This is a genomic window from Paenibacillus sp. TAF43_2 (assembly GCF_052113545.1).
Lineage (GTDB): Bacteria > Bacillota > Bacilli > Paenibacillales > Paenibacillaceae > Pristimantibacillus.
The window spans coordinates 25,203-38,611 of record NZ_JBFRDK010000014.1; the positions used below are offsets into that span (position 1 = coordinate 25,203).

Annotated in this window: 9 protein-coding genes; 3 read left to right on the top strand and 6 right to left on the bottom strand. The window is 44.1% G+C overall.

Features of this window, described 5'->3' with window-relative positions:
- Positions 1-24 precede the first annotated feature (24 nt).
- Complete coding sequence (locus AB4Z17_RS05155) at positions 25-1,032, top strand: iron-hydroxamate ABC transporter substrate-binding protein (RefSeq protein ID WP_441908077.1); 1,008 nt, start codon at positions 25-27, stop codon at positions 1,030-1,032.
- A gap of 108 nt (positions 1,033-1,140) precedes the next feature.
- Here AB4Z17_RS05155 and AB4Z17_RS05160 read toward each other — a convergent pair whose 3' ends face one another.
- From AB4Z17_RS05160 to AB4Z17_RS05185, 6 genes are all read right to left on the bottom strand, one after another.
- On the bottom strand, positions 1,141-3,801 hold the full coding sequence (locus AB4Z17_RS05160) for an S-layer homology domain-containing protein (protein WP_441958531.1): 2,661 nt from the start codon (positions 3,799-3,801) through the stop codon (positions 1,141-1,143).
- Positions 3,802-3,951: 150 nt separating this feature from the next.
- Positions 3,952-5,613, bottom strand: a complete 1,662-nt coding sequence (locus AB4Z17_RS05165; RefSeq protein WP_441958533.1) for an extracellular solute-binding protein — start codon at positions 5,611-5,613, stop codon at positions 3,952-3,954.
- 84 nt (positions 5,614-5,697) lie between these two features.
- Positions 5,698-6,591: a carbohydrate ABC transporter permease gene (locus tag AB4Z17_RS05170; RefSeq protein WP_441908079.1), complete on the bottom strand. Its 894-nt coding sequence runs from the start codon at positions 6,589-6,591 to the stop codon at positions 5,698-5,700.
- Positions 6,592-6,613: 22 nt separating this feature from the next.
- Positions 6,614-7,480, bottom strand: coding sequence for an ABC transporter permease (locus AB4Z17_RS05175; protein ID WP_441908239.1), 867 nt, complete (start codon positions 7,478-7,480; stop codon positions 6,614-6,616).
- A 202-nt stretch (positions 7,481-7,682) separates the two neighbouring features.
- Positions 7,683-9,218 carry a beta-N-acetylhexosaminidase gene (nagZ, locus tag AB4Z17_RS05180; RefSeq protein ID WP_441958535.1) on the bottom strand — a complete coding sequence of 512 codons (1,536 nt, stop codon included), beginning with the start codon at positions 9,216-9,218 and terminating at the stop codon, positions 7,683-7,685.
- Positions 9,219-9,373: 155 nt separating this feature from the next.
- Complete coding sequence (locus AB4Z17_RS05185) at positions 9,374-10,525, bottom strand: ROK family transcriptional regulator (RefSeq protein WP_441958537.1); 1,152 nt, start codon at positions 10,523-10,525, stop codon at positions 9,374-9,376.
- A gap of 280 nt (positions 10,526-10,805) precedes the next feature.
- Here AB4Z17_RS05185 and AB4Z17_RS05190 point away from each other — a divergent pair, with 280 nt between their 5' ends.
- Together AB4Z17_RS05190 and mgrA are read left to right on the top strand one after the other, a co-directional pair.
- Positions 10,806-12,314 (top strand): glycoside hydrolase family 18 protein, encoded by a 1,509-nt coding sequence (locus AB4Z17_RS05190; RefSeq protein ID WP_441958539.1) that lies wholly within the window; start codon positions 10,806-10,808, stop codon positions 12,312-12,314.
- A 26-nt stretch (positions 12,315-12,340) separates the two neighbouring features.
- On the top strand, positions 12,341-13,336 hold the full coding sequence (mgrA, locus tag AB4Z17_RS05195) for an L-glyceraldehyde 3-phosphate reductase (protein WP_441908083.1): 996 nt from the start codon (positions 12,341-12,343) through the stop codon (positions 13,334-13,336).
- Positions 13,337-13,409: the final 73 nt, after the last annotated feature.

A 13,409-nucleotide genomic window follows, 5' to 3' on the forward strand; every position in this document is an offset into this window, starting at 1 on the left:
ATTATCGTTTTAAATAAGGGGGATATGGCATTGTTTTCTTTTCAACAGAAGTTTTACAGCAGCCGTCGTTTCATTTTTGCCGTTTCATTACTATTGTTAGCGGTTCTAGTTTCCGCTTGTGGAACAGAAAAAGCTTCAACCAACGCTGGAGCACCATCAAGCAGCACCGAAGAGACCACACCGGAAACGGCCGTGCCGGAAGCTGCGAAATTCAAGACGGTGTCCACGGTTAAAGGCGACATCGAAATTCCGGTTCATCCGAAGCGAATTGTAGCTGAAGAATACTTGGGCAGCCTTATTGCTCTTGATGTAATTCCGGTAGGATCTCCGGGTGTTACGATAGAAAACTACTATTTCAAAGAAGCGCTGGCTGGCGTTGCAGATACAGGAGTTTATGGAGAGCCATCCGCTGAAAACATAATCAGCCTCTCCCCCGATCTCATCATTACAGCCAACGGAGACAGCTACGAGCAGCTCCGAAAAATTGCGCCAACGATTGTTATTCCATACGGAGAATTAAAGAATGTTCACGCAGAGTTGACCTATTTCGGAGATTTATTCGGCAAAGAAGATGTAGCTAAGTCATGGCTGGCCGAATATGATCGCCGCATTGCGGAAGCCAAAGCTAAAGTTGATAAAGCTATTCCAGCGGGTGCAACCTTCTCCATCATGGAGTACAGCGATAAAACGACTTGGGTTTACGGTGACAACTTCGGTCGCGGYGGCCAGCCCATCTATCAATCATTAGGCCGTAAACCACCTGCCGATGTTGCCGATGAAATCATGAAGAAGCAGTGGGCTGAAATTTCATCAGAAATGCTGTCCAAGTACGCTGGCGATTATATTATTTTGACATCCAATGACCGTACGTTAGAATATTTTCAAAATGATCCGATCTGGGGCAATCTTCCGGCTGTAAAAAACGGTCACATCTACATATGGCCTGAAGAGCGATCCTGGTATTTTGACCCCATCGCTGTTCTAGCTCAATCTGAAGAGCTGACAGAGTGGCTCGTGAATCGGGTCAAATAAAACGAAAAAAAGCCTTCAAAACCACTGATAAGGTGGCTCTGAAGGCTTATTTAATAGAACAGCAAATACCGATTTAAGACATCTTATATATATGTAAGGATGTCTTTGCTATTGACCATTGATCCAATAATCGATGAATTGCTGCTTTTCCGTCTCGTCATCCTTCGCTTTCTCCCACCACCATACGCCAGAACCTGCTACGTTTGCTCCTGCCGCAATCGCATCATTCACAGCAGTAGAGTGGTTCATCGAGTTCTCATAAGCCGGGTGATAAATATCTATCGTATCTACACCAACTCCGAGTGGTATAAACTGGCAGTTGGTAGAGCTCAAAGCATTACTGATTCGAATCGTATTCTCTTTTATAGCAAGCTGATAGGATTCGGCATCTGTCGTAAAAGGGCTAGCAGGCCAAGGCGCTCCTGGCTCATCTGCACCTGTGTCATAATCCATCATAATGATCATATCCAACAAAGCGCCGTATTGCGTTAATTCATGATCCGGCATATATTGCGGGAACGGGTTCCCACAGATTGAGAGATGTTTGCCGGGACCGATGGCTGCTCTAACTTTAACAATTAAAGCCCGATAATCATTGGCCGACGAGCCTGATCTCAGCGGTTCAAAATCAATGTTGATGCCATCTAAGCCAAATGTATCAACCAAATATTTGGCTTGCGCTGCAATTCTATCATGCATCGTCGCTTTATCTACAGCAGGAGTATGCATATTGCCAAACCGATCGGTCCAAGACAGATTCTGAATGTGCATAAAGCTGTTCCCACTTAATGCCCCGATTAATTTAATATCAGGATTAGTCGCTCTTGATACGGTAACCCAGTGCTGAAGTTCTGCATAGGCAGCAGGATCAAGCGTTCCGTCGATCGCACCGTCCTCGACTGTATCCTCGAAGGTTGCTGTATTCGCCACCCGATCAAAAAAGCCTACATCTATCATTTGATATTTGATTTGATAAGAAGTCATTTTTTCTACCGTTTGCTGAATGAAGCTATCCGTACGCGGGAACATCACCCATTCCGGATTTAGGAATGTGACATTATTCGTTCGGTATTCAGGAGGCTCCGCCCATGCTTGAACCTCAACATAATGATTGTACGGATTAAGATCCCCATTTGGCTTGGTGCTTCCATTGGAGTAAACTCTTAAATACCTAGCATTAACCTTAGCAAATGAGATAGCCTTCCCTTCGCTTGTTTCCGCGTATTCCCCGTCCATGCCTATGCCCAAATCCGCGGAACCATCTGTATCGTTATTATAAACCGTCGTGGACGAGCCAAATGAAGGATCATCGGATAACTGAACAATTACATCATGGTAGGTTCTTCCATCACCATAATAATGCCAGAGGTTAACCGCATTAATATTATAGCTAGCGCCAAAGTCAATTTGGATATAGCTTAATCCAGAATCCGCATCTGTCAACAAGTTAAGATCGTCTGTGATCCCGTCAGTAGCATACACTGAATCAACAACTGCAGCATTAGAGGTCAAAATTTTGCCAGCAGCCACATTTCTCGGTTTAACTGGTGACAATATAGGCTCTGGCAGCTCTACTGGTCTTGTTGCAGTCGTCCATGCCTCAACTTCAACATAATGGTTATACACGCTTGTACCTCCGTTTTGTTTTGTACTGCCGTTAGAGTAAATTCTTAAATATCTTGCGTTCACAGCAGGAACAGCAATCGCTTTGCCTTCTTCGGATTCAGCATATTCAGCATCTGTGCCTTCATTAAGACCAGCAGAACCGTCTATGTCATTATTAAAAACAGTTGTGGAAGCAGTAAAATCAGCATCGTTGGATAGCTGGACTATGACATCGTGATACGTTCTACCATCTCCAAAATAATGCCATAGATAAATGGAGTTGATCGTCTGATTTGCACCAAAATCTATTTGAATATATTTCAGCCCGGATTCCGCCTCGGTAAACAGATCGGTGTTATTTATTTTCCCGTCAGTTGCCAACGTACTGTCTACTAGTAGCGCATTTGAGGTCAGGCTCTTCCCTGCTGCTGCGTTAAAGGGCGTTGGTGATGGTGACATGGTTGGGGCTGTTGTTGGCGCTGTTGTTGGTGCTGTTGTTGGTGCTGTTGTTGGTGTCGGTGTAGGTGTATACGTTGGAACGGACTCTTTCGCACGTAAAGCTCGGCTTAGAGATACAACCGCTTCCGCTCTAGTAATCTCTCCCTCAGGGCGAAAGGTTCCATCTTCATACCCTCTCATCAATCCTTTTTCTGCGACGGCTGCGATTGCCGGTTTGCTCCACGCTGCGATTTTCTGCATATCCTTATAACGATTTAAACTCTCAAGCGGGGCAGTCTTTGTTTCAAGCTTGAGCAGGTTGCTTAAGATTTGTGCTGCTTCTTGACGGCTGATTTTTTGGTCTGGGCGAAATGTATGATCCGAATATCCGCTTATGTAACCTTCTTTCAACGCTTTCCCGATCTCTGCATATTTCCAGCTGGAGCTGGCAACATCCTTGAAATCAATGGAAGCCTCCTCTGCAAAACCGAAAGAACGGTTGATCATCGTCACAAACTCAGCCCGTGTCACCGCTTTGTCCGGCTTATAGCTGCCATCCGAATAGGCGGTAATATAACCTTCGGCTATCCAATCCGCTAGCTGCTCCTCCGCCCAATGGCCTAAAACATCAGAGGCTTTTGCGCCGAATACTGTTCCGTAAGAGAAGACCGTTGACACTAGAATAATCAATGAGAGCGTTAAAGAAGTTGTTTTTTTCAATAGCATCACTATAACCTCCATTTGTTAACGTCTGTTATGAGATCGCTTTCATGTTAATCTGATAAATGATTGACTTCATTACCTTTAATGAAAGGGCTATTCCAATAGGCCAGAACAGACCTATTGGAACAGCCCTGCTGCTTCAATTCATGGATACTAATTGCCGTTCATTTTCTTCAAGTTATTTTGCCATTTGTCAGTCATGAAGGATTGGAGCTTGCTGTAACCCATAGACTGCGCATCTGCTTCTGCTTTGTCCAAGATAGATATAACATCTGCCTCACTCTTAGCCAGCAATGCTTTCGCACGTACCTCTTTAAATAGGTCATCTAGTTGCTTCCAGATAATTCCTTCTTCTGATTCCGGCAGCGGATCTAAATTAACAAACTGCGTAGCATCCGACTGTGTTTTCCATGTAATTGTAGTTTGCTGCTCCGTAGCCCAACTGCGCTTATCTTCCGGCAGCGACATTTCAAATTTCGCTTTAGACTTATCCACGAACACAGTATTACCTGCCCATTGGAAATCTGTAATCGCAGCCATTAATTTGTCTCTGCCTTCGTTGTCGGACGAATATTTTTCGGTGAAGTTTGGTGAACCTTCCGTATCAAATCCATCCCAATACAGACCAGGAGGACCCCACATGCTTACACTTTGCCCTTCAGGACCAGTGAGCCAATCCAAGAAAGCAAAGATGGCTTCTGGGTCTTTAGCCGCTTTCGTAATAACGCTCACATTCCAACCAAGCTGATTATACGTACCTGGCCAAATTTTATTTTTGTCTAAGCCTGCTTTATGGATCGGCCAGATCATGAAATACCCAGCTTCAGGATCATCTTTTTTCAAAATGGCATTCCCTGGATCAGCATATTTAGTAGGGCTAGCTCCAGCAAACACAGCAACTCGGCCGTTTAGTACCTTCTCCTTCACTTGATCAGCTGTTTGATTCATCGCATCTTGCGTCATTAATTTTTCGCGGAATAACTTATTGGAATATTGCATGGATTCACGAAAAACCGGATCTGTGAAAAGAGATGTCAATGTGTCGTCTTTCGGCACCGCCCGCATACCGAGATATCTGACCGAATAATCTTCGCCGAAAGCGGAGAACAGCACATCAAGCCCATCCCCTTGCGCGGCTAAACCGACTTCAAACGGAACAACGTTCTTATATTTCTCTTTTACTAATTTAAGATAGTTATAAAGATCGTCAGTCGTTTCTAAAGCAGGAGAACCAAGCTCCGTGTAGATTTTTTTGTTGATGACATATCCGGCATTTCCGTTTGGCTGACCCGTATACCAGTTCGGGAATTGATATAACTTGCCGTCCTCGGAACGAAGCATATTAATGCCATCTTCTCCAAGCCATTTTTTTAAGTTAGGATACTTATCTAAATACTCATCGAAGGATACAAGCATACCAGCCTCACGAAGCTTCTCAACATCCGGCCCCCGCTCCATCCACATCACGTCAGGCAGCTCATTAGAGGCAATCATCATGTTGTATTTGGTTGCTGCATCGCCGCCGGATTGCACTGGGGTAATATTAACTTTCTTGTTTTCTTTAATCCAGGCAGTCGCTAGATCATTTCCCCATGGCGGCATCGTGTACCAGTCATAGTTGCCATAGAAAGTAAATTGCACAGGCGTGGTTCCAAGCTCAAATGCACTTTCTGGAGCGGCGGTTTCACTTGTCTTCGTGCTTGGAGTGTTCGTGCTCTCTTTGCTCGAATTTGTTCCATTTCCTTTTGAACAGCCGCTCAATACCACAGCAGAAACAAGCAATGCCATAATGGAGCTCATTAACAGCTTCTTCATTTCTTTAATCCCCTCTCTCATGTAAACCTAATCTTCTATGTGCATAAGCCATATGGCTTCAAACACCACACATTAAGCCCTCGGCTATTCCTTCATGGAGCCGATCAAGACACCTTTGACGAAATACTTTTGTACAAAAGGGTAAACCATGACGATCGGGAGTGTAGCGACCATCATCGTGGCCATTGAAAGAGATTTGGACGTAACGCTTTTCATGCGCTCTGCGGCGCTTTGTGCTGCGGAGTCGAGCTGCGCCATTTGTTCGGACATAATATTAGCATTTAGAATTTGCTTGAGCATGGTTTGAATAGGCAGCAATTTTTCATTTGTGATATAAATACTAGGTGTAAACCAATCGTTCCAATGATAAATCGCGGTAAAAAGGGAGAGGGTTGCAATGACTGGCCCTGATAACGGAAGAACGATTCTAAGGAAGGTTCCCCAGTTGCCGCAACCGTCAATCTTCGCAGACTCATCAAGACCCGGCGGCAGGCTCATAAAGAAAGTTCGGAAGATAATCATATTCCACACACTGATAAGGCCAGGAATGATCATGACCAAAAATGAATTCGTTAACCCAAGCTCTCTCATCAGCATGTATGAAGGAATCAATCCTCCGCTAAAATACATCGTAATAAGGCCGACAACCATGTAAATCTTGCGTCCGGCTAGTTCGCGCTTCGTCATGCCGAATGCAAAAACCGCCGTACACAGAATAGAGGTGAATGTACCTATGGTCGTTCTCAGTATAGAGATAAAAAAAGCATGCGTAATTCGATCATCTTGAAAAACGATATTGTAGTTTTCCATCGTAAACGCGCGTGGCCAGAAGGTTACTCCACCTAATGCTGTGTCAGATCCGCTGTTTAACGAGATAACCATTGCATTCCAAAAAGGATAAAAGGTAACAAACGCAAGCAATACGAGAATGATATAAATCGTCACCGACAAAATCCGGTCACTCACACTGTAGTTCATCGACAACCCCCGCTTTTTTGTTCTACCACAAGCTGTTACCTGACCTGCGGGCAATAAGATTAGCCATGGTCAGCAAGCCAATGCTAATTATTGCTTTAAACAAGCCAACCGCTGTTGCGTATGAAAATCTCGAGCTTTTGATCCCTACCCGGTACACATAGGTATCAAGGACATCTGAGACATCCCGTAGAGCTGGATTGGCTGCAAGCAGCAATATATCTTCGAAGCCGGCGGTCAGAAGATTGCCGACTGCCAGAATCATGAATATGATAATAACGGGCATAATGGACGGAATGGTAATTAGAAACATTTGCTTCAGTCTGCTAGCACCATCCATAGATGCCGCCTCATACATATCGGGATTCACTCCTGCAATCGCTGCCAAATATATAATCGACGCAAATCCGATTTCTTTCCAGATGTTCGTGCTGATCAGAATCCCCCAGAAGTAGCTCGATGTTGAGAGCCAATTAATTGGTTCATCGATTAAATGGAGTGATTGAAGCAGCATGTTAACGCTTCCGTTATCTGTTGAGAGCATCGACATTGTGAATCCAGCAACAATGACCCATGACATGAAATGTGGTAAATAACTAATCGTTTGCACGATTCGCTTGAACGCTATTTTTCGAACCTCGTTCAGCATCAGAGCAAGAAAGATTGGTGCAGGAAAACCCAAAGCAAACTTCAACAGGCTGATTACGACGGTATTCCGCATGACGTTCCAAAAATCCGGTGAATGAAAAAACATTTCAAAATGTTTAAATCCAACCCAAGGGCTCTGCCAAAAACCTTTGAAAATATTAAAGTCTTGAAACGCCATCAGCGTACCATACATGGGTATGTAGCTGAAGATCAATATAAATAATATGGCCGGGACAACCATCATCTGAATGTCCCATTGCTTGAGCACTCTCCTGATCAAATGCACTCCCCCTTACCGGAAATAGACGTTTTCCAATTCATTACGCGTGTTTGTATTTCACATGGTAATATTAATATTATTTTATTTTGTACTGTGTCCTTATTAATTATATGGTACTCAAGACTTTATATTAAATTTCTGCAGAATATGGACTTTTTCCTGCCCATTACCTTACCGGTAGACCAGAAACCTTCCTTGCCAATGCCTTCATACTTTCATTACCCGAAGTACAAACGAGGACAACAGAGCTCTCTTCCGGCAACTCATCAGCATCATATGGATTGCGCAACACGATACACACATGCGGCTTTGAAGCAGCGCATAATCGCGCAAGCGACAATTGATTTCTAAACATATGAGCGTTTCTCGTTACTTGGAGAATCGCATCAGCCTGCTTGATCCTCCTCTCTACCTCCAATAGCTCTGCTTCATCGGGGTTCATGGAGGTATAAACCATTTCCACCTTTATTCCTTTATCCTTCAAATAATGATGCAGCATAAACGCTTTATTGAAAGTCGTATCCGCCTGCGTAAGCTGCTTCGTCTCAGGCACAATCATGATGTAATTGCAATCATGCAAGGGAAGCAACTGCAAAGGATCTCGATGGACGACAATTGCAGCCTCAGCGATTTGAGCTGCATAAGACTCCCATGCCGACTGTGGAATAACCTTCGCATCTTCATGATATTGCAGCATCGTATTTTGTAATTTTCGGATGCGTTCGACGGATTGATCAATCCTCTCCTCCGTAATGACCCCCGACTTTACCGCATTGACAATCCCTAAGCATACTTTCTCTTGGAAGTGCCGTGTATGGCACATGATGATTTGATCATTGCCTGCCAATACAGCAAGCACGCCTATTTCTTCAGGCTCGTAATAATTCTTGATCGCTTGCATTTCAATATCATCCGTACAGATAACGCCTTCAAATTGCAAATTCTCTCTTAAGAGATGAGTAACAAAAAATGGGGATAAGGACGCGGGTAAATTGTTTGATTGCAAAATATTCGGAAATACGATGTGAGCGGTCATGATTGCCCCTACTCCTGCTTCAATCGCCGCTTTGAAAGGCTTAAGCGTGCGCTCGTGCAATTGCTCCAGAGTCAAATTACAAATAGGAAGCTCGACATGTGAATCTGCATCAACATCTCCATGTCCTGGAAAATGCTTCGCAGTGGAGACTATCCCACTCTCCTTCAGCCCTCTAATATAGGCTGCTCCATATGTAGCTACTAGTTCGGAATCCTCACCGAATGAGCGGATACCAATGACGGGGTTCAGCGGATTTGAGTTAACATCCAGAACCGGTGCCCAGTTCAGCATGAAACCTAGCTCGTGAAGCTGGCTGCCAATTAATCTTCCGCTTGCATAAGCAAGCTGTGGATCATTCGCCAGACCGATCGCTCGATTGCCGGGAACGTCCGTGTAAAATTCTGTGAAGTTCGCGAGTGACCCGCCTTCTTCATCGATGGCAATCATGAATGGTTCCGGTAACAGTAGGTTGCTCTTAGCCCAATAATTCAAGTCGGACATTATGTTCTTCAATTGTATTTCATTCTCGAAATTATGTGGGAACAGTCCAAGTCCACCATAGTGTCTGCTGGTTAATGTCTTCTTAACTTCCTCGGTCACTTCGTTCGAGGGCATACCCACAACGCACATAAGCCCCACTTTCTCTTCCAAGGACAGTGCCTTCACTAGCATTCCCCTTCCAAAACAATAAATATTGAACTATTAAATATTTAATTCGTACACTTTACAAATTAAATATACAATCAACTTTACATGTTGTCAAACAAAAAATTAAGGCTGTTTTCAAGGTCATTAATGCCCCTAGAAACAGCCCATTTAAATCAAAAATAATCTTCAAATACTTTGTGCAGCATAAGTATTGATGCCCCAATGATGAAGTTTCTCTCTTCAAAAGTCGCGGGTACCACTCTATTCTGTTCGAAAGGCAGCGGAAAAGGAAACGATGCAAGTCCCTTCTTTAGTTCATTCATAAACTTCTCGGAATGACACATCCACCCATGCAGCACAATAAGCTCGGGACTGATAAAGTTTATAAATACGGATAACGTATTTACGAGCAAGGAGCAAACTTTAGAGACCACCTCTTCAGCAAGCGYTTCCCCTGCTTCATACCTTCTTAGCAATTCATCAAACGTCTGTGGAACGTTTTCTATATTTCTCAGAATTGCCAGTGCTTCCGCTCTTGCCAAAACAGCAGGCTCCGTAAGCACCATCGCTATGCATCCGTTTTGACCGCAATCCTCACATCGCTGTCCCTCAGGGTCAATGAGCATATGCCCGATCTCACCTGCTAATCCATTGTATCCGGAATAGACTTTGCCATCTATGACTAGTCCCATCCCAATGCCCGAATCAATAGACAAGAATAACAAATTATCTGTTCTTATTTTCCCTTCAAAATACTCAGCATAAGCCGCTGCCTTCAAATCATTGACCACGATGACCGGGTATTCAAACTCCCTGCGAAGCATTCTCTTTATTTCCAAGTTATCGATTCTAAGAAAGGTGGACTTGACGATGACCTCCCTCTGATCGTCGATCACGCCGGGGGTAGAAATTGCAATCCCTTTTACCTGCAGGGGGTCTTTGACCATTGCGGATTCGAGCAATCGGTTTATCGCAGTGACCATGAATGCTAGTACGTCACTATTTCCTTTGACGACTGGCTCCGTAAATTCAAAAACGATCTCATTTCTGAAATTCAACAGCGCTCCGTGGAAGTAATTGTTGCCGAGTGCAATGCCAATGATATAGCCTTTGTCTCGACTAATCTCTAACGCAATCGCTCTTCGACCCGCACCAGGCGACGACTTCTCCCCAACCTCGTCGATAAGGCCTTGCTTGATCAGTTCATCAACCAATGAAGATACCGTTGTTGCGCTCAGTTTCGATTTCTGAGCTATTTCAGCTCGGGATAAACTACCTTCCCTAAGCAACATATGAAGAATAAGGGAGCAATTAATTTTTTTCATCAATTGTAAATTACCTTTTTGAGCTTTCATACTCTGCATTTTCCTTTCAAGATAAAGATTGTTCATCCCATCCATTATGCCTGACAAGGTCTCTATAATTAATAAGGACTCTTTAATAATATCCACAAACTCTCAAAATTTCAACCTGTTACATTGTATAGACTGGACAAACTGATCAATTAAGTATTGACAAGTAAAAGAAAAATGGATTATTTTATTAATTAGTACAGTGTGCTTATTAATTAATTGTCTTGCAAAACACGACGAAAGGATGACCGTTATGAAAATGAAATCGTTTCGCACAAGCCTCATTTTGACGCTAGCTATCGTACTTGCCACTACCGTTTTTGCTTCTGAACAGCGCGTGCACGCAGCAGCCGCACAGAACATAGCTGCTGGTAAAACCCCTACCTCCAACGCCAGCCTTGTGAATGCCTCCCTTGCAACCGATGGAGCCAGCAATAACAGCAATGCTTTCACGGAAGCAGGAACGGGTAAGAAATACATCCAAATTGATTTTGGGGGAAGCTATTATGTAAACAAGATTATGTTATGGCACTATTTCGCAGACAGCCGAACATACAAGGATGTCATCGTTAAGCTTTCAGAGAACTCCGCGTTCAGCAGCTCTACTACAGTGTTCAACAATGATGCGGACAACAGCTCTAGTCAAGGCGCCGGATCAGATGCCGAATACGCGGAGAGCGCCGCAGGCAAAACGATTGTATTTAATCCTGTTAAAGCACGCTACCTCCGAATCTATTCCAACGGTAGCAGCATCAATGCCTACAACCATTACGTTGAAATTCAAACATGGTCTGTTGACAACTCCTATCGCGAGAACAACGTCACCTTTACCAATCCAGAATGGGTCATGTCACCTCAAACCGATGCTTTCATTCAAAACGTTATTAGCAAAATGAACAATTACAAAATCAAATATCAAATGATAGACGCTGGTTTCTTCGACAGGGATTCCACTACAGGTCAATACGAGGATGAAGACGGTCAGCCCATCGACGGAACGATGAGCTGGTACGCCTACGATGAACTCGAAAACTGGGTTAACAAATCCAGGCAGTACGCTCCCAATATGAAGCTGATTGGCGTCGTCAACGGTAACAAGTGGCTGCATGTCCAAGGCGTTCCGTATACAGATAGAAACAATGTTCTGCACACACCAGCCGTTTCTAAGTCCGCAATGCACGATAATATCGCGTCGCATTGTGCTTTCCTTGTCAATTACTACGGTCTTGATGGTATCAATCTCGACTTTGAGCCTGTTAGTGCAGGGACGGCGAGCATCGATTACAGACAGCTGATACAAAAAGTAAGAGCAGCCATAGGTCCGAATAAACATCTTTCTATCGATGGCAATCCTTTCTCCAATTATATGCCTGATAATGAAATCGCTCAGTTTGGCGCATTGCTCGATATGATTGTAATGATGAACTACGATACAGCCGACTTGACCGTTTCAGCTTATCCAGCTAACCCTTCTACAACAAACGCTGCTAATTATAAGCTTGCTATGAAAGAAAATATTAAAAGAATCAGCAATGCTCTGCCTGCATCCTGCGCCTTCATACCGCTTGGTCCCGGCGTTTACAATCTTACCGATTCCCATCAATCTTACGAGAATGCTCAGAACCATTCCGTTGCCGTCAACGATGCGATCTTGGAGGGCGCTCGCGTCGCTGGATCCGGAGTTTGGTGGTTTAACGGCTCAATGAACAATGTAGCCGAGACGCAGCAATTTACGGACTACTGGATTAATGGCACACCTTAAAATTGACTTCACAGGAGGCACTTCCATTGCATTATCAACCCAGCAATCAAAGATACGAGAACATGAAATACAACAGATGCGGCGAAAGTGGCCTAAAACTTCCTGCCATATCACTTGGCCTATGGCATAATTTCGGAGACGGCTATGTTTTCAACAACAGCCGTGAAATGGTGAGCCGAGCGTTCGATCTAGGGATCACACACTTCGATGTCGCCAACAACTACGGCTGGCCAGGCGGTTCCTCCGAAGAAACCCTCGGTAAAATATTAAAGTTGGACTTTGCGTCTCATCGCGATGAAATGATCATCTCGACCAAAGCAGGCTGGGATATGTGGCCGGGACCATACGGGGATGAAGGCTCCAAAAAATATTTGGTGGCGAGCCTCGACCAAAGCTTAAAACGTTTAGGACTTGATTATGTAGATATTTATTATCATCATAGACCAGATCCGAACACGCCGATTGAAGAAACAATGGGCGCACTTGATCTTCTCGTTCGTCAAGGAAAAGCCTTATATGTTGGTATCTCATCCTACGACGAAGCAGAGTCTAAAGCAGCTATAGATGCACTCAATAAGCTTGGAACACCTTGCTTAATTCATCAGCCTTCTTACTCCATGCTTGATCGGACAGTTGAAAATGGACTTCTTAACTTGCTTGAGGATGAAGGAGTCGGAAGTATCGCATTTTTCCCTCTGGCGCAAGGACTTCTAACGAATAAATATCTGACGGGGATCCCTGCCGATTCAAGAGCCGGAAGCGGAGTCAGATTCCTAAAGCCGGAGCATATTACGGAAGATGTTTTGAATAAAACTCGCCAATTAAACGAAATTGCTGCATCAAGGGAGCAATCCTTGGCCCAAATGGCCATCGCCTGGGTTCTGCGCGGCAACCGTGTTACATCTGCGCTTGTTGGCGCAAGCAGAGTTATCCAGATTGAAGAAAACGTTGCTGCATTAAATAATTTGGAATTTACTTCAAGTGAATTGATAGCCATTGATCAAATCTTAAATGCGGAATAAGCCTATACAACAAGTGGCCCAACCTTTAAAGGTTGGGCCACTTGCACTGTAGCAATCTTTTTAGAATTATAAC